Raw genomic sequence first — 17,422 nt, forward strand, 5'->3', positions numbered from 1 at the left:
GTTAATATGTGCGATCGATCGTCGTAGATATTAGCGCTGAAGCTAAGCATTAGAAAAATTGAAGAGGTAGAAAGTCTTATGAAACGAATTTTTGAAGTTGATCCTTGGACAGTTACATCACATGATTTGAATCCCAAAGATAAACGTCTCCAAGAATCTATGACGAGTTTGGGCAACGAATACATGGGCATGCGTGGCATGTTCGAAGAAGTCTATTCCGGTGACACACATCAAGGAATTTACGTTGGTGGTGTTTGGTTCCCAGATAAAACACGTGTCGGTTGGTGGAAAAATGGTTATCCACTTTACTTTGGAAAAGCTATCAATGCGCTAAACTATGTCAAGGCAGACATTTACGTTGATGGCAATCAAGTTGATTTAGCTAAGAATGATGTGACTGATTTTGAAGTATCATTGAATATGAAAAATGGTGTTTTGAATCGAACATTTACTGTGTTTGGCGTGACGTTTAAAATCACGCGCTTAGTTTCAGCAGCATTGAATGAACTGGCAGATATTCACTATGAGTTGTCATCTGCTGATGGTCAAGCGCACAAAATTCGTTTTGATGCTAGTATTGATGCTGACGTTGTCAATGAAGATTCAAATTATGATGAAAAGTTTTGGCAAGTTTTGGACGCAGGTAATGACACTAATTCATCATTTATCGCTACGCAAACAATTGAAAATCCGTTTGGTGTGCCACAATTTACAGTTGTTGCCCGTCAGAGCTTTGTTGGCGGTGAAAAGCATGGTGTGAACCGCTCTGAAAAAGAAGTGACTGATAACTTTGACATTGAAGTACCAGCTAAAGGTTCAGTTAGTTTTGAAAAGCGCGTGATTGTGACAACTTCGCGTGATTATGATAGCCTAGCTCAAGTGATTAAAGCAGGTGAAACACTAACTGCGGATCTTGCCGCACAAACATACGACGACATATACACAGCACATGCACAAGAATGGGCTAATCGTTGGGAAAAAGCTGATGTTCAAATTGAAGGAGATGATGCGGCGCAGCAAGGTATTCGCTTCAACCTATTCCAGTTATTCTCAACTTACTATGGTAATGATCCACGCTTGAATATCGGACCAAAAGGTTTCACTGGCGAGAAGTACGGTGGTGCCACGTATTGGGACACCGAAGCATTTGCCATTCCTGTTTACCTTGGTGTTGCTGATCCGTCTGTGACCCGTTCATTGCTACAATATCGTTTTGATCAGTTGGATGGTGCATTCCACAATGCCAAAGAACAAGGCTTAAAAGGTGCTTTGTACCCAATGGTGACCTTTGATGGTATTGAGTCACACAACGAGTGGGAAATTACTTTTGAAGAAATTCACCGTAATTCGACAATTGCTTATGCGATTTATAATTATACCAACATCACGGGAGATCACTCATGGCTTGACGGTGATGGCGCACAAGTTTTGTATAATATCGCCCGCTTCTGGGCAGATCGTGTCCACTATTCTGCCCGAAACGATAAGTACATGATTCATGGTGTCACGGGTCCCAACGAGTACGAAAACAATGTTAATAACAATTTCTATACAAATTGGATGGCTAAGTGGGTTTTGCAATACTCACTTGAACACTACGATGAAATTAATGCTGATGAAAAAGCTAAGTTGGCTTTGACAGATGAAGAATTAGCAAAGTGGCAAGAAATTGTTGATAAAATGTATTTGCCAGAGGCTGATGTTGAAACCAAGACAGGTAAAAAGCATATCTTTGTTCAACACGATACATTCTTGGATAAAGATTTGACTCCAATCGCTGATATGCCACAAGATATTCGTCCAATTAACCAAAACTGGTCATGGGATCGCATTTTGCGCTCACCATATATTAAGCAATCTGATACATTACATGCCATGTTCTATTTCCCAGACGCGTTTACAGAAGAAGAAAAGCGTAACAACTTTGAATTCTATGAACCATTGACAGTGCATGAGTCATCATTGTCGCCATCTGTTCACTCAATTTTGGCTGCTGACTTACAAATGGAAGATAAAGCAGTTGAAATGTACGAACGTGCGGCCCGTTTGGACTTAGATAATTATAATAATGATACGTCAGATGGTTTGCATATAACCGCTATGACAGGTTCATGGTTAGCGATTGTGCAAGGATTTGCCGGCATGCGTGTGCGTGATGGTAAACTCCACTTGAAGCCATTCTTGCCAAAGAATTGGACAAAATATGCTTTCCGTTTGGTATTCCGAGGTCATGTTTTGGAAGTGTCAGTTGATGGTCAAGGTGCACATGTTGACTTGATTTCAGGTGAACCATTAGTTATTGACCTATTAGGACAAGATGTCGAATTGACAAAGTAATAAGCCTGATGATGAGCGAGAAATCGCTCATTTGCTGTATAGCAGGAAAGGATATCATGAAAGTAGTAGAGAAGGATTTTGGACAATTACCTGACGGAAAAATCGTGACGGCGTTTACCCTAGAAAATATTAAACACACACAGATTACTGCGATTTCGTACGGAGCAACTTGGCAGTCATTTTCCGTTGAACATGATGGTGTCAAACAAGAATTATTAGTACAATTTAATGATTTAGCCACGTATTTAGATAATCCATTCCATTTTGGAAACACAATTGGTCGCGTTGGTGGCCGATTATCAAAAACTGACTATGATATTAATGGGGCACATTTTACATTAACACCAAATGATCATGACAATGTTTTACATTCTGGCATCAATGGCTTTGATGCGGTTAATTGGCACGGTGAAGCAAGAAATTTGGGTACAGCAGCGGAAATTAATTTCACACGTACTTTTGATGATGAATTCGCCGGACAATTAGCTGCCCAAGTAACCTATCGATTGGACGATGAGGATCGTCTAGATATTATATTTAGTGGCGTTTCAACTGAAAATACATTGTTCAACCCAATGACGCACGTCTACTTTAATTTAGTTGGTAAGGATCAAGATATCAGTCAGCATAAATTACAAATTGCGTCACATCAACATCTTGAAGTTGATAATCACGCGATTCCAACCGGTAACGTGCTTGATAATCAAAATACAAAATTTGATTTTGCGCATTTGCACGCCTTGGGACAAGAGCATTATGATGATGCTTGGGTATTAGATCCAAGCCGTCAAGGGGAAGGTGTAGGACTAACTTCACCCGATGAAAGTTTGACCTTGACAGTGGATTCAGATCGCAATGGTGTTGTTGTATTCACTGCCAATCCTGACGATAGCAGTGACATTAAAACAGCGCTTGCTATTGAGATGCAGACTTTACCTGATGCGGTTAATCATGAAGGTTTTGGTGATATTGTTTTGCCAGCAAACGAAACAAAAACTTATACCGTAACTTACCAAATTAAAAAAATGAGGATAAATAAAAATGACTAAATTTTCAGATATTAAAGGTTTTGCCTTTGATTTAGATGGGGTTATTGCTGATACGGCGCGTTTCCATGGCGAAGCTTGGCATCAAACAGCTGATGAGGTTGGCACAACTTGGACATCAGAATTGGCTGAAGGTTTGAAGGGCATCAGTCGCATGGCTTCCTTGCAAATGATTTTGGATGCTGGGGATCATGCCGATGATTTTTCTCAAGCAGATAAAGAAGCATTAGCAGAAAAGAAAAATCATCATTACCAACAACTCATTTCAACATTGACTGAAGATGATATTTTACCTGGCATGAAAGATCTCATTCAATCAGCTAAGGCAGCCGGCTATACAATGTCGGTGGCATCAGCTTCTAAAAACGCACCAATGATTCTAGATCATTTGGGATTGACCAAGTATTTTGTTGGCATTGTTGATCCCGCCACTTTGACAAAGGGAAAACCTGATCCTGAAATCTTCGTTCGTGCTGCGGAAGTCTTACATTTAAATCCAGAAAATGTTATTGGATTGGAAGATTCAGCTGCTGGTATTGTCTCAATCAATGGCGCAGGTGAGACATCACTAGCCATTGGTAACGCAGATGTTTTGTCAGGAGCGGACTTGAATTTTGAGTCTACTTCAGAAGTGACCTTAGCAAATATTGAAGCTAAAATGCAATAGATAACTAAAAAGAGTGTCAGTACATAAAAACACTGACACTCTTTTGTTGTTTTAATTAACATTTGCCACCGTATTGCCCTGCTTGAGTGTGATATCGGTAAAAGTTACGGTATGCGGTGTTGTATGTGATCAACGAGAGCCGTAATAGCTAATTCATCCATCTGTGTAAATTTTTACTGCACAGGTGCTAAAATAGGACGTGCTAATTGGGTTAATTCTGTCCAATCGATGATCACAATTGATAGATTCTCAGAGACAGAAATGCCAACACCTTTTGCACCATTTAGTAATCGAATACTGCTGAGCCAATTGCAGTCGTGAAAGGTTGGGGATTCCCATATATTTTGGAAGCATACAAAACATGAACTGAAGTCCAAGCAGCCATTGCATGGTATATCAATTTTTAAAACCAAAATTCCATCTCAAATGACGTTGACAAGTTGGGAACACATAACTAATTGGTAGAAATGCAAGATGGTAAAAGCTAATCAGTTAGCCAATGCTTTACTGGATGACGTGTTCAAAAGCGATTTGAAAGAAGAATTTATTAGTTTCAAATTATTAGCACAGGAATTTGATGCCTTTAATACCGATGATTAGGGCGTCATGAATAAAAGTCAGCGAAAATGTTCTGACAACAAAGAGGATGAGTTCCGCAAGCGTTTAGCTAATCAGCTTTACAAACATTTGGAACAAATTGAAGATACTTCTTTAAGAGATATTGATAAAAATCTAGTTGAATTGCGAAGGCAATTTAATAAGCAAAATCAACAAAGTAAAGTAAATCAGTCTAAACAAGCGCCTAGCCCCAAGGAAAAAAATTTTGACACATATTCATCAAATAGTAATATGTTGACAAAATCAAAAGATTGATGGCGCAATGCCAATACTTGGGAAAGTTGAATAAGAAAAGGATCAAGTAGATGATGATCACCAAAAATACAGACAATTGTAAATACTCAATGAAATATCAGTATTTCGATAAAAATTATTGATATTTCGGTGTGAATAGAGACAAAAATAAAAGTATGCTTAGGTAGTCAAATAATGGCTGATGTAGAAGAAATTGTTAAATATATGAAAACAGGTGGATTAATCATTCTGGTGGATGATGAAGATAGAGAAAATGAAGGTGATTTAGTTGGTATTGGAGCAAAAATGAGTCCAGAAAATGTAAATTTTATGGTTACACATGCTAGAGGATTACTATGCACTCCTGTTGGAGAGAGTATTACACGCCGTTTAGGTCTTACTCAGATGGTGGCAAATAATACAGAGAGCAATGGAACAAGGTTCACTTTTTCGTTTGATGCTGAGACAGTACATGGCGTTACAACAGGAGTGTCAGCGTTTGATCGTTCAGCAACTATCAGAGTTTTGGCAGATCCATCAAGCACAGAGAAAGATTTTGTTCACTCTGGACATACATTCCCTCTCAAAGCACTTGATGGTGGGTTTGCAGTTCGGAATGGTCATACTGAGGCTGCAGTAGATCTGGCTAAATTAGCAAATGAGGAGCCAGTAGGCGCTATTTGTGAGATTCTAAATGAAGATGGAACAATGGCACGACTACCTCAGTTGCTTACTATGTCCAAAAGGTTTAACTTACCACTACTAAGTATCAAAGAGTTAACCAACTATATGGAAAAAATATAGATGTAGGAGTGTACGTAAATGAGTTTAACAAATACGATTCTTACACAGTTAACAACAAAAACTGTAAGTTTTTTTGTTGGCAACGTAAAAGGTTTAGAGAATCTAAAGTTTAATGGGCCGCGTATAATCATCGCTAATCATAGTAGTTACATGGATCATTTTGTGATTTTATATCTTCTAAAAAAACAAAATCCAAATCAAGCTATTTATTTTTTAACCAAGAAAGAGGCTTTTGAAAAACCATTTTCAAGATGGTGGCATTTATCTTTAAATAGTATATCTGTTGACAGGAGGAAAAACGCCATGTCTTCTATGATGGTTCTAAAAGATAAGCTGATCACTGAAAAGGCAGTCGTTGTCATTTATCCTGAGGGAACTAGAACCCCAACTGGGAATATGTATTTTGGAAAAAATGGCGCAGAAAGTTTATCCTACGTCACGGGAGTTAAAATGATACCAATTGGTATGCATGAAAATTTTGATGTTTTACCTAAGTTTTCAATATTTCCGAATTTTAAAAAGATTAGTGTAGCCGTTGGAAATTCAATCCAAATACCAAAAACCTCCAGAAAATGCTTAGAAGTCAATAAATTGGATTATTTTTATTCAGTTAATTAGGCGACATTTGAAATGCGATTCCGATTATAAAAATTAATATACGACAGCTTTCGGGAATTAACCGGATAAATTTAAATTATGGCAGATTGATAAATATGAAATATTGAATAAGTCATCAAATTTTACAGAAATTCAGTACTATTTTGGCACTTTACAGTCAAAACACTTAAACAGTTAACTTCATTTATAGATATTTGTATTAAAAAGTGATATATACCAATTTAAGTTAACATAAGACTGACTATACAAAGTAACGCAGGGACAGGCTTTCAAGGGCCTGTTTTTTGTTTGTGAAATTGCAAAATTCACAAACTAATTTAAGTACGCATTTTTCTATTTCACAAGCACACATTTTTGACATACTTCACAAGCGACTATGTTTTAGACCAATTGCTGATATTGGAAGCCAAACTAACAATCAAAAAATCATCTACCTGGCTGTCCTTGGGACAGTGTTCATACGGAAACGTTCCATTCAATTCAATTTAAAATCGTGAAGAGATTTATTTGAAGGCGTACAAAACATAGCCTGACACAAGCAAAAAGTGTTCTCCAATGAAAAAATAAATTTAGCAATCCTAAATTTGCCAATTAAATTATAATTAGGAATTGATAACAACTTAGTTTATAATTATAAAAAAAGCGGGAGTAATTTTGGGAAATATGAAATCACAACGGTAAATGAACTTCTTAAATAAGAGGTGCAGGAAATACCTAAAGGGTAACTGTTTGTCATCGCTTTGATTTGCTCTTATACTAAAAAATAGGATATTTTTATTCAGTCAGTAAAATGAAAGTATAGAAGTATTTTTTATGTCAATTCGTTATTCACAGGATTTTAAAGATTCACTGGTTAATCTTCACAAAAAAACGTTCACTTAAATCAATAGCCGAGGAATTTAGACGTTCAAAGTACTCTATTGCTATTTGTGTCAAACAAGCGACCCTTGTCATGATTAAGGGTCAGTCAAAGACGTTGAAGGATGTCAAAACAATTAGAGAAACGACTTGTTATTTTGGCAAGAAGAAAATTAGATTTTAAAACGAGCGGCCATCTTACTAGACAAAGAATAATCCTTGATGTGAGATAAAAAACAATAAGACAGTATTGGTAGAGGATTCATGAACAAAATGATTCAGGTGAGCTAGAGGGGATATAAAAATGATGATGATTTTACAAAAGTATAGAGTTTTAGTGCGTATTATTGTCTTTATTATTAACATATTAATTTTAGTGATGGCGCTCGTATCTTTTCTGTGGGTCGAAATTAAATTAGATAGCACCTTAACCGATTTAGATATATCATACTTGATTAGCAGATTGACTTTGTTGTTTATTAGTATGAGTTTCAATATTAATTTATATTATCTAACTAAAGAAAAAAGATTTATTTTCGATTGGTTTTTAATATCTTTTGTAATTATTGTTGTTCCGATGCTGTATGTGCTTTTATTTTTGATTATTTAAGGCATTTTGTTTTGACAATGAAATTATTACAGCTAAAAGTTATGTATTTTTAATATGAATAATATGGGAGCCTAATAAGTGAAAAAGATAAATAAAAAGCAAAAATTAATTTTAATTAATAATCAACTAGGAATTAGAGTTATAATGCGCATTATTAATGGGCCGTTACTGTTTTCTATTTCCTTGTATTTAGTTGGAAATGCATTGGCTGTTATTTCATTATCATCATTGTACAAGATAAATCTACCTTTGTTTGCTGGTATTTTGGTTATATTTTTAATGATTGCAGGAATACCGTACATTTTACAATACATTACTAAAAGTGCCATATGGATTCATGATTGGTCAGCAACTTTTATGTATTTTTTCAGATTCCTAGTATTATCTTTATCATTGTGTTTCAGTTTTCACCTACAGTCATTGGTGAAAGTCTGTTGCAATACTACTTTGGCAAATAACTTCTAATTCTGTATCAAAATTAGAAGTTTTTTGCTTTTGGGGTCTACTTTTTTATAGTTAAAATGGAGTTTCTTAGCAAATACATTGCTAGATTATATTTTTGACAATTACACCGAAAATCATTTTAGTACTTCAAAATTTGATGCATATATTTTCGTTTAATATATTGTAATCATGTAACATTGGGTTATAATTACTGAATAAAAATAGTCCAATTTATTGACTTCTGAACAATATTAGATGGCCTTAATTAACGAATTTGTTTTCAGTATCTATCATGTATATAAATAATTAATTCTTGGAATCTACCATTAACATAATTTCAGAAGAAAAAAGTCAAATATCTTGAAATACTGAACTTTAATTTTATGAGCTAAATAAAAATAGTGCATTTTTCTAGTATAAGAGCACACATCTGTCCGTATTTTAAGTACGCTTACTTGGCACTGTTCTGGTTGACGCCGTTCGCGAGCATGTCAGAATTATGTAAGTGAATATTTGGAAAGAATAGTAAGTAGCATCCTTTCTTCTGAGGTCAGTAGATGATTTTTTCTAAACGCTATGCTACCAACAAATTTAGGTTGATGATCATCCTTTATTGATAATGTAATTATGTCTGGCATTGTTGGTTTAACGATATCAGCTAACAAAGCAATACCAAGATTTTCCGAAATCATATTCATTAAAAAATTAATATCGGACGTTTTCATAAAAAATTTTGGTCTGATATTACCTGTACTAGCAAAATAGGCCATAGCTCGATTATGAATAAAACTAGAATCGAGACCAACAAAGTGTTCGGATTTTAAATCAGAAAAAGATAAACTCTCTTTCTGAGAAAGTGGGTTTTTACTAGAGACGTATATTTTAAAATTGGCTTGAACGAAAGGTTCCTGCAATAACTCATTAGTAACGTCACTATCCAATGAGCCTAATAATGCAATGTCAACATCGCCATCTATTAGTGATTTTTTTAATACATTAGATCCAGCTTCAAAAATGTGCATATTTTGGATATTAAATTGCTTATCAAATTCTTTACTAGCCACTGCAATTTTAGCAAAATAGGCACTCTTTAGCATTGGTGGCAAACCAATTGTTGTACTATGTGACTTTAAGTGATTCAGTTCATGCATGGCAGTTTCTATTTCCGTCGTAATCGAATGGGTGTGTCTATATAATTGTTCACCTGCTGGGGTGAATTTTAGTTCATTTTGTGAGTTTCCTCTTATAACTAACTTACTTTGGAAGTGAGATTCTAAGCGCTTTAAAGCAGTGCTAATAGATGGCTGGCTAACATTAAATGTTTGGGCGACTTTGGTAAAACTTTTTTTGTATATAATTCATTAAAGTATTTGAAATCTTCTGTTTTCATTAGAAACCCCTTTATATCAATGACAATCATGATGTATATAAAATAAATTTATAGTAAATAGCTAGTTTGACTATAAAACAATTGACCATGTATAGTCAAATATGTTGTTAATTAAAATACAAAATTTTTTGGAGGAAATAACATGACTACAACAGGGTATAGCATTTTGCGTAATCCATTTTTAAATAAGGGAACGGCATTTTCTGCAGCTGAGCGTGAGCAATTGGGCTTAACTGGCACATTACCAAGTCAAGTACAAATGATTGAAGAACAAGCAGAACAAGCTTACAAACAATTTCAGGCGAAAAGTCCTTTACTTGAAAAAAGAACATTTCTTATGAATTTGTTTAATGAAAACGTGACATTGTTCTATCACTTGATGGATCAACATGTTTCAGAATTTATGCCAATTGTTTATGATCCTATTGTCGCAGAGTCTATTGAACAATATAATGAAATTTACACTAATCCTCAAAATGCAGCATTTTTGTCAATCGATCATCCAGAAAATATTGAGAGCTCATTGAAGAGTGTCGCTGATGGCAGAGATATAAAGCTAGTTGTTGTGACTGATGCTGAAGGTATATTAGGCATGGGCGATTGGGGGGTCAATGGTGTTGATATTGCCGTTGGTAAATTGATGGTTTACACAGCAGCAGCTGGAATAGACCCGGCAACAGTATTACCAGTAAGCATTGATGCAGGTACGAATAACAAAATATTATTAGAAAATCCTTTGTATTTAGGGAACAAACATGAACGTATTGCTGGTGAAAAGTATCTTGAATTCATAGATAAGTTTGTAACTGCTGAACAAAAATTGTTCCCAGCATCATTATTGCATTGGGAAGATTTTGGACGTTCAAATGCACAAGTAATTTTGGATAAATATAAAGACAGCATTGCCACATTTAACGATGATATTCAAGGAACCGGAATGATTGTTTTGGCAGGAATATTCGGAGCTCTAAATATATCGAAAGAAAAACTAGTTGATCAAAGATTCCTAACGTTCGGTGCCGGTACAGCTGGTATGGGTATTGTTAATCAGATTTTTTCAGAATTAAAACAAGCTGGGTTATCCGATGCAGAGGCTCGCAGCCATTTCTATCTTGTGGATAAGCAAGGATTATTATTTGATGATACTGAAGATTTAACTGAAGCGCAAAAGGCGTTCACACGTTCAAGAAAGGAACTTGTTAACTCTGAACAATTAGACAATTTGGAAGCAGTGGTCAATGAGATACGTCCAACAGTTTTGATTGGTACTTCAACACAGCCAGGTACATTTACGGAAGCAATTGTAAAATCGATGGCACAAAATACAGAACGCCCAATTATTTTTCCTTTGTCAAATCCAACAAAATTAGCTGAAGCAACTGCAGAAAACTTAATTAAATGGACTGATGGAAAAGCTTTGATAGCAACTGGTATTCCTGCAGCGAATGTTACCTACAAAGGAGTGACATATAAAATAGGACAGGGCAATAACGCGTTGATTTATCCCGGTTTAGGCTTTGGTCTTGTTGCCTCAACTGCTAAGCTGTTAACACAAGAAACAATCTCAGCTGCTATTCATGCATTGGGTGGTCTAGTGGATGCTGATGAACCAGGAGCAGCAGTACTGCCACCAGTTTCAAATCTTACTGAGTTTTCACAAAAGATTGCTGAAATTACAGCACAAAGTGTTCTAAAGCAGGGACTTAATCGTGAAAAAATTGCCGATCCAAAGCAAGCCGTACAAGATGCTAAATGGTCTGCGGAGTACTAATTAGGACTTAAATAATATGACAAAAATAAAAATCAGTGGTGTCAGCTTGCCGTTGTATATTTTGATGCTGGTCATACTTGGTGTCACAATTTCACTCAACAAGCTGCCACTTAATATGCTTGGTTTAACCTTGTTATTGGTTCTACTTGGTCATCTATTCTACTACATTGGCAATATTTTACCAGTTTTCAAATCATATCTTGGTGGTGGATCCGTTTTCACCATTTTCGCTTCAGCTGCTCTAGCAACAAGTGGCATCATACCTTCAAACGTTGTGAATGCTACTAAGACATTTTTAAATAACCAAGGATTACTAGACTTTTATATCGCCGCCTTAATCGTTGGTGCGATTCTAGGAATGAATCGTAACTTATTGCTTAAAGCGGCTGTCAGATTTATCCCAGTATCATTAGCAGCCATGGTTATAGGATTCTTTGCTGTTGGTCTCGTTGGTATGTTACTGGGACTTGGATTCGGGCATTCCGTAATGTTTGTTTCTATGCCAATGATGGCAGGTGGTATAGGTGCTGGAGCGGTGCCACTTTCGCACATTTATGCTCAAGGTTTAGGTGTCAGTTCCGCCTCAATGTTTTCTCAACTAATACCTGCCGTTACCTTAGGGAATGTTCTTGCCGTTATTGGTGCAGCATTAATTGCAAAAGTTGGAGCAAACACAAAATACGATGGCCATGGTGTTTTATTACCAATCAATGAGGACGAGAAAAGTAAACCAATAAAGAATCTAGACGTTACTCGTATCGGAGTTGGCATGATGCTAGCATTTTCGTTCTTCTTGGTTGGCACAATTTTAAATAGTTTTGTTCCAAAAATTCACGCCTATGCTTTTATTATTATCTTAGTTATTATCGCTAAGGCATTTAATTTGATTCCGGATCAGCTTGAAGAGTCAGTAGTCATGTTTAACAAAATTATAATGGGTAACTTGACACACGCAGTATTGGCTGGCATAGGTTTGGCGTTAATTGACTTGAATGTATTGGAACAATCATTGACTTGGAAATTTGTTCTTCTCACGCTTACGAGTGTCGTTGTAATGGGTGTTGCGAGTGCCGTGATTGGAAAGCTATTTGGGCTTTATCCTGTTGAGTCTGCGATTGCTGCAGGAATGGCGGACAATAGTATGGGCGGCACAGGTAATGTGGCGGTATTATCCGCTTCAAATCGAATGGATATGATTGCTTTCGCTCAAATGGGAAATCGAATGGGGGGCGCAATCGTTCTAATTTTGGGAGGAGTATTAATTCATTTTTTGCACTGAAATACCATAATTAAAAATCATATATAAAATAGCCTCTTCAGCAAGAGGCTATACTCTGAATCGTAATGAAAATTACGATTTTTTTATATATTTAATGTTGTGTTCGAAGGATTAAATCAACATTTAGATATCTAAGAACAAAAAAAATTGGTAGCTTCTTTAAAGAGTTAGACGACACTATTGGACTTCGTTATTTTATGTTAGATTTGCTCAAAGAACAGAAAAAGGTTTCAAAGCGGTTAAAAATAAGGTTGCCAAAAAAACTTTCACAAAGTCTTTGGAAGCCTTATTTTAATACCTGTTTTTTAAAATTTCACAAGTGTTTGAGTTTTAGACCAATTGCTATTTTAGGGTGTGTTATATTAGTTAAAGCAATCAAGTTAAGACGGTGGCTATCCTGAATGGAGGTGGCGCTTATGGTGTAAACACTATAAACACACATTCTAGGAAAGGAGAGGCCTTGTGTCCATATCGGACGCGCTACTGGTCATGTTTGCCTTTGGTGGATTCATCATAAGCTTCTGACTTTTGTAGTTTTGTTAATCGAAAAAATTAGCAAAAAAAAATAACCGTCTTATCTTTGGCTGATAACGGTTATTTTTCAAGTAACTAAGATTTAGTCACCGTCGAAACGGGATTGCTAGGAGTCGTAGTTAGCGCTACGGCTCTTTTCTATGTCTTCATTATAGCATAGCTTTTGATTTTGTCACAAATTTAATGTTTTGTTCGCTTGCTTAATCGAACATTTGTTCGTACAATGGATTATACACATTTGTTTTTGGAGGTTGCTGATGGAAAACGTAATCACAACTGAATATGATTATAGCAAAGAAAAGCGTGGCGTGTTCTTTTTAATTGATTCAAAAAGTTTCTACGCCAGTGTTGAGAATGTTGAGCGGGGCTTTAATCCATTAAAGGGCGATTTAGTCGTGATGTCTGAACAAGCGAACACGAATGGTGGTCTAGTCCTAGCGGCGTCGCCTGCTCTTATACTAAAAAAATGGACTATTTTTATTCAGTCCGTAAAATGAAAGTATAGGAGTATTTTCATGTCAATTCGTTATTCACAAGATTTTAAAGATTCACTGGTTAAACTTCACCAAGAAGGACGTTCACTTAAATCATTGGCAGAGGAATTTGGACCTTCAAAAGATTCTATTGCTATTTGGGTCAAGCAAGCTACCCCAGTCATGATTCAGGGTCGGTCAAAGACTTTTAAAGACGTCAAGCAACTAGATAAGCGCCTCGCTATTTTGGAGGAAGAAAACGAAATTTTATCACGCATAGCCTGACAGGCATTGAGCGGCCATCTTACTAGCCAAAAAATAGTCCGTAATGTGGGATTGCCGCTAGTTAACCAATTTTTAGCACAAGGCTACGCGCTTGTGCGTATTTTAAGTGCACTTAAAATCAAACCCAGTACCTATTACAACTGGCGCCATTGGCAACCCAGTCGACAAGAAAAGCGTAGAGAATCCCTGAAACCTTATATTTTAGACGTTTGGAAAACCTTTAAATTTTATGGTTATCGTCGTATTGCTGCTTATAGTCAACAAACCGACGGTCCGAAAGTATCTGAGTATATGACACTCAAATTGATGCGTGAATTAGGGATTAAATCCCGCATGCAAAAACGTTATCGCAAACCCAAAACTGTTGTGACGGTTGATCAAAAACCCAATCTGATTAGACACTTGCATGATTTGAGCGGTGTTTGGCAAACAGATATCACTTATATTCAGTTGACTAATCACAGATGGGTCTATTTAGCGACCGTTTTGGATCCTGAGAAGAGAAAAGTATTGGGCTATAAAATTGGCGATACAATGACAGCCGAGCTAGCCACAAGTGCCTTACAGATGGCGTTAGATAAGCATCGAAAGCCATTAATTATTCATTCAGATATGGGGTCACAATACACGAGTGCTGAGTTTAATATTAAATGCCAAAATTATGGCTTGAAACATTCATATTCACTCAAAGGCCATCCGTACGATAATGGCCGTATGGAAGCGTTTCATTCAATATTGAAGCGTGAAGAGGTGTATCTGAAGGCATACCAAACATTAACTGAAGTCCAAGCAGCCATTGGTTGGTATATCAATTTTTATAATCGCAATCGTATCTCAAATGTTGCCTAAGTAACTGAATAAAAATAGTCCAATTTATTGACTTCTGAGCAAGTAAGATGGCCGCTCGCTTTAAAATTTCGTTTTCTTCCTCCAAAATAGCGAGGCGCTTCTCTAGTTGCTTGACGTCTTTTAAAGTCTTTGACTGACCCTTGATCATGATTGGGTTAGCTTGTTTAACCCAAATAGCAATAGAATCTTTCGACGGACCAAATTCTTCTGCTAATGATTTAAGTGAACGGCCTTCTTGGTGAAGTTTAACCAATGAATCTTTGAAATCTTGTGAATAACGAATTGACATAAAAATACTCCTATACTTTCATTTTACGGACTGAATAAAAATAGTCCATTTTTTTAGTATAAGAGCAAAAAAAATGCGAAGTTGTTTTGGTAACAAGTTAATTTACATTAAATAAATTAATAATAGAAAAATGATGCAATATTTTTTGTATTGTGCAATAATACTGGTTGAGTTAAAAATAAACAGTATTGGAAGTTATAAAAATGTTAAAAGAAAATCAGTCAAAGTGGTCTTCGGCTGGTGCACTAATTGCAATAGGCATAGTATTTGGTGATATTGGAACTTCGCCACTATATACAATGAATTCTATCTTGAATAGTGCAAAAAGCGCCCATAATCTTGACACTTTTGTTATTGGTTCTGTTTCATTAGTATTTTGGACTTTAATGTTAATTACTACTATTAAGTACGTTATCATAGCTTTGCAAGCTGACAACCATGGTGAGGGTGGTATCTTTGCTCTATACAGCAGAGTTAAAAAACCTAATAAAAAATGGCTATTATTACCAGCTTTAATTGGTGGGGCAGCTTTGTTAGCCGACGGAACATTGACTCCAGCAGTTACAGTTACTACAGCTATAGAGGGCTTAAAGGGGCAAGGGATAGGCGAATTTATTTTTCCAAATAATCAAACCATAGTTTTGTTTGTAGTGACTGTGATTTTATTAATTGTTTTTACATTCCAAAAAGCTGGTACAAAAAAAATCGGAAAAATTTTTGGACCCGTCATGCTTACTTGGTTCTTGTTTATTGGTTTTTTTGGTCTAGTTAACATCTTTAGTGATCTATCAATCCTTAAAGCTCTGTCACCAACATATGCCATTGCTGTTCTATTTAGTCCTGAGAACAAGACTGGAATTTTTATTTTAGGAAGCGTTTTTTTAGCTACTACTGGTGCTGAAGCGCTATATTCTGACATGGGTCATGTTGGTAAGCATAACATTTATGTTAGTTGGATTTTTGTCTACACCATGCTAATCCTGAATTATATGGGACAGGGTGCCTGGATTATGTCTCATGCTAATCAAGAAAATCTGTTGATGCAATCGTCTAATCCGTTTTTCGAGATTTTACCAAGTGGGTGGCGGATTTTTGGAGTGGTAATGGCCGCTTTAGCAGCAATCATTGCTTCTCAAGCTCTCATTTCTGGGGCATACACTTTAGTCAGTGAAGCCATTAATTTAAAGGTCATTCCTCGTTTGCGTACTTTTTACCCTAGTGAAGCAAGAGGGCAAATGTACATTGGTACTGTGAACTGGCTACTATGCATTATAGGTTTGATTATTGTATGGGCATTCCAAACTTCTCATAACATGGAAGCTGCTTATGGACTTTCAATCACAATAACAATGCTGATGACAACGTTGTTACTGTATCAATTTATTAAGCAAGAAATGAAAAATAAAATTTTGGCTTTCTTTTTTGTGGTCATCTTTGGAATGATTGAAACCGTATTTTTGATAGCAAGTCTTGGTAAATTTTTACATGGTGGTTATGCAACATTGATTATAATGGTTGCTATTTTAAGCGTTATGATGATTTGGTTTTATGGTAATAAACGTCGTGAGGCCATATCTCAACAAAATGATTATCTTTCTTTAAAAGATTACAGAAAACAACTTATTAATTTGTCGAAAGATAATGAAGAGCCAATCTTTGCTTCGAATTTAGTTTATATTGTAAATATTCATCAAAACTACATGCTAAAAAGAAACATCATATACTCTATTCTAGGCTCAAAACCTAAAAGAGCTGAAACATACTGGTTTGTTACTATACGCTCATCAAACGATCCGTATGAAAAAAGCTATTCAGTCGATATGTTGGGTACTAACAATATCGTACATGTTACGTTAAACATTGGATTTAAAGTTGAACCACAAGTCAACATGTACATGAAGCAAATTGCCAATAATCTTGTTAAACAAAATATTATAAAACCACAGTTTCCTAAATATACGCTTAATAAGCGAGGAACTGTTGGAGAATTTAAGTATATTATGGCGAATCAAAATTATGAAGATTTACTTAATCTACCAGACATTCATACTTGGGACCGCTTTATTATATCTGGTAGATTATGGCTGCAATCACATACTGTTAAACCAAGTAGTTTTTATGGGCTAGAAGTGAGTGATGTACTGGAAGAAACAGTGCCATTATTTATTAAAGATTCAAACAAAAGTAAAATTAAACTTATTCAAAATGAGGTTAAAAATGTCATCAAGCCTGAATAAAATTAAAATCAAATTTTATTAATTTGAGTTAGTGGCTGGGCTGACAGGATTGCTGTTCAGTAAATTTAATAGAAAGGTT

Annotated in this window: 13 protein-coding genes and 2 pseudogenes; 13 read left to right on the plus strand and 2 right to left on the minus strand. The window is 35.8% G+C overall.

Translation table 11 applies throughout. The features are described from left to right. The first annotated feature begins 78 nt into the window (after positions 1-78). The 7 genes from HFP47_RS03675 to HFP47_RS03700 all read left to right on the plus strand — a co-directional run bounded on the left by HFP47_RS03675 (position 79) and on the right by HFP47_RS03700 (position 6,324). A complete protein-coding gene (locus tag HFP47_RS03675; protein WP_179876047.1) occupies positions 79-2,337 on the plus strand; it encodes a glycoside hydrolase family 65 protein in 2,259 nt (752 codons plus the stop codon). 56 nt (positions 2,338-2,393) lie between these two features. After that, positions 2,394-3,386: an aldose epimerase family protein gene (locus HFP47_RS03680; RefSeq protein WP_179876048.1), complete on the plus strand. Its 993-nt coding sequence runs from the start codon at positions 2,394-2,396 to the stop codon at positions 3,384-3,386. Then, positions 3,379-4,050: a beta-phosphoglucomutase gene (gene pgmB / locus HFP47_RS03685; protein ID WP_179876049.1), complete on the plus strand. Its 672-nt coding sequence runs from the start codon at positions 3,379-3,381 to the stop codon at positions 4,048-4,050. The genes HFP47_RS03680 and pgmB overlap by 8 nt, the downstream gene beginning before the upstream one ends. 474 nt (positions 4,051-4,524) lie before the next feature. Then, positions 4,525-4,650 (plus strand): hypothetical protein, encoded by a 126-nt coding sequence (locus HFP47_RS10610; protein WP_011679751.1) that lies wholly within the window; start codon positions 4,525-4,527, stop codon positions 4,648-4,650. A gap of 6 nt (positions 4,651-4,656) precedes the next feature. Then, positions 4,657-4,923 (plus strand): hypothetical protein, encoded by a 267-nt coding sequence (locus tag HFP47_RS03690; protein WP_011679752.1) that lies wholly within the window; start codon positions 4,657-4,659, stop codon positions 4,921-4,923. 174 nt (positions 4,924-5,097) lie between these two features. Further along, positions 5,098-5,706: a 3,4-dihydroxy-2-butanone-4-phosphate synthase gene (ribB, locus tag HFP47_RS03695; RefSeq protein ID WP_179876050.1), complete on the plus strand. Its 609-nt coding sequence runs from the start codon at positions 5,098-5,100 to the stop codon at positions 5,704-5,706. An 18-nt stretch (positions 5,707-5,724) separates the two neighbouring features. Further along, positions 5,725-6,324: a lysophospholipid acyltransferase family protein gene (locus tag HFP47_RS03700; protein WP_011679753.1), complete on the plus strand. Its 600-nt coding sequence runs from the start codon at positions 5,725-5,727 to the stop codon at positions 6,322-6,324. Between the two features lie 2,409 nt (positions 6,325-8,733). On the opposite strand, the pseudogene HFP47_RS03705 reads toward HFP47_RS03700, so the two are convergent. Further along, a pseudogene (locus HFP47_RS03705) lies at positions 8,734-9,626 on the minus strand (LysR family transcriptional regulator). A 142-nt stretch (positions 9,627-9,768) separates the two neighbouring features. Here HFP47_RS03705 and HFP47_RS03710 point away from each other — a divergent pair. The 5 genes and pseudogenes from HFP47_RS03710 (at position 9,769) to HFP47_RS03735 (ending at position 14,817) form a co-directional block, all read left to right on the plus strand. After that, the gene (locus HFP47_RS03710; RefSeq protein ID WP_011679757.1) at positions 9,769-11,397 is read left to right on the plus strand and encodes a malolactic enzyme; all 1,629 of its coding nucleotides are present in this window, start codon (positions 9,769-9,771) and stop codon (positions 11,395-11,397) included. 16 nt (positions 11,398-11,413) lie between these two features. Beyond that, positions 11,414-12,676 (plus strand): 2-hydroxycarboxylate transporter family protein, encoded by a 1,263-nt coding sequence (locus HFP47_RS03715; RefSeq protein WP_059442524.1) that lies wholly within the window; start codon positions 11,414-11,416, stop codon positions 12,674-12,676. 791 nt (positions 12,677-13,467) lie between these two features. Continuing rightward, positions 13,468-13,659: pseudogene (locus HFP47_RS03725) on the plus strand (excinuclease ABC subunit A); the annotation flags it as partial. Between the two features lie 66 nt (positions 13,660-13,725). Then, positions 13,726-13,968, plus strand: coding sequence for a transposase (locus tag HFP47_RS03730; protein WP_179876051.1), 243 nt, complete (start codon positions 13,726-13,728; stop codon positions 13,966-13,968). Positions 13,969-14,013: 45 nt separating this feature from the next. Beyond that, positions 14,014-14,817, plus strand: a complete 804-nt coding sequence (locus HFP47_RS03735; RefSeq protein WP_011679760.1) for an IS3 family transposase — start codon at positions 14,014-14,016, stop codon at positions 14,815-14,817. Here the strand turns inward: HFP47_RS03735 and HFP47_RS03740 are convergent. Further along, positions 14,777-15,106: a transposase gene (locus HFP47_RS03740; protein WP_257229704.1), complete on the minus strand. Its 330-nt coding sequence runs from the start codon at positions 15,104-15,106 to the stop codon at positions 14,777-14,779. The two genes, HFP47_RS03735 and HFP47_RS03740, sit on opposite strands and share 41 nt — an antisense overlap. Before the next feature lie 203 nt (positions 15,107-15,309). On the opposite strand from HFP47_RS03740, the gene HFP47_RS03745 reads away from it, so the two are divergent. Further along, positions 15,310-17,343 (plus strand): KUP/HAK/KT family potassium transporter, encoded by a 2,034-nt coding sequence (locus HFP47_RS03745; RefSeq protein ID WP_011679761.1) that lies wholly within the window; start codon positions 15,310-15,312, stop codon positions 17,341-17,343. Positions 17,344-17,422 lie beyond the last annotated feature (79 nt).

Source organism: Leuconostoc sp. DB-1 (genome assembly GCF_013414845.1).
Taxonomy (GTDB): Bacteria; Bacillota; Bacilli; order Lactobacillales; family Lactobacillaceae; genus Leuconostoc; species Leuconostoc mesenteroides.

Excerpts from the sequence above, each read along its gene's own strand:
- HFP47_RS03675 (WP_179876047.1), top strand. The coding sequence starts at position 79 with ATGAAACGAATTTTTGAAGTTGATCCTTGGACAGTTACATCACATGAT.
- HFP47_RS03680 (WP_179876048.1), top strand. The coding sequence starts at position 2,394 with ATGAAAGTAGTAGAGAAGGATTTTGGACAATTACCTGACGGAAAAATC.
- pgmB (WP_179876049.1), top strand. The coding sequence starts at position 3,379 with ATGACTAAATTTTCAGATATTAAAGGTTTTGCCTTTGATTTAGATGGG.
- HFP47_RS10610 (WP_011679751.1), top strand. The coding sequence starts at position 4,525 with ATGGTAAAAGCTAATCAGTTAGCCAATGCTTTACTGGATGACGTGTTC.
- HFP47_RS03690 (WP_011679752.1), top strand. The coding sequence starts at position 4,657 with ATGAATAAAAGTCAGCGAAAATGTTCTGACAACAAAGAGGATGAGTTC.
- ribB (WP_179876050.1), top strand. The coding sequence starts at position 5,098 with ATGGCTGATGTAGAAGAAATTGTTAAATATATGAAAACAGGTGGATTA.
- HFP47_RS03700 (WP_011679753.1), top strand. The coding sequence starts at position 5,725 with ATGAGTTTAACAAATACGATTCTTACACAGTTAACAACAAAAACTGTA.
- HFP47_RS03710 (WP_011679757.1), top strand. The coding sequence starts at position 9,769 with ATGACTACAACAGGGTATAGCATTTTGCGTAATCCATTTTTAAATAAG.
- HFP47_RS03715 (WP_059442524.1), top strand. The coding sequence starts at position 11,414 with ATGACAAAAATAAAAATCAGTGGTGTCAGCTTGCCGTTGTATATTTTG.
- HFP47_RS03730 (WP_179876051.1), top strand. The coding sequence starts at position 13,726 with ATGTCAATTCGTTATTCACAAGATTTTAAAGATTCACTGGTTAAACTT.
- HFP47_RS03740 (WP_257229704.1), bottom strand. The coding sequence starts at position 15,106 with ATGTCAATTCGTTATTCACAAGATTTCAAAGATTCATTGGTTAAACTT.
- HFP47_RS03745 (WP_011679761.1), top strand. The coding sequence starts at position 15,310 with ATGTTAAAAGAAAATCAGTCAAAGTGGTCTTCGGCTGGTGCACTAATT.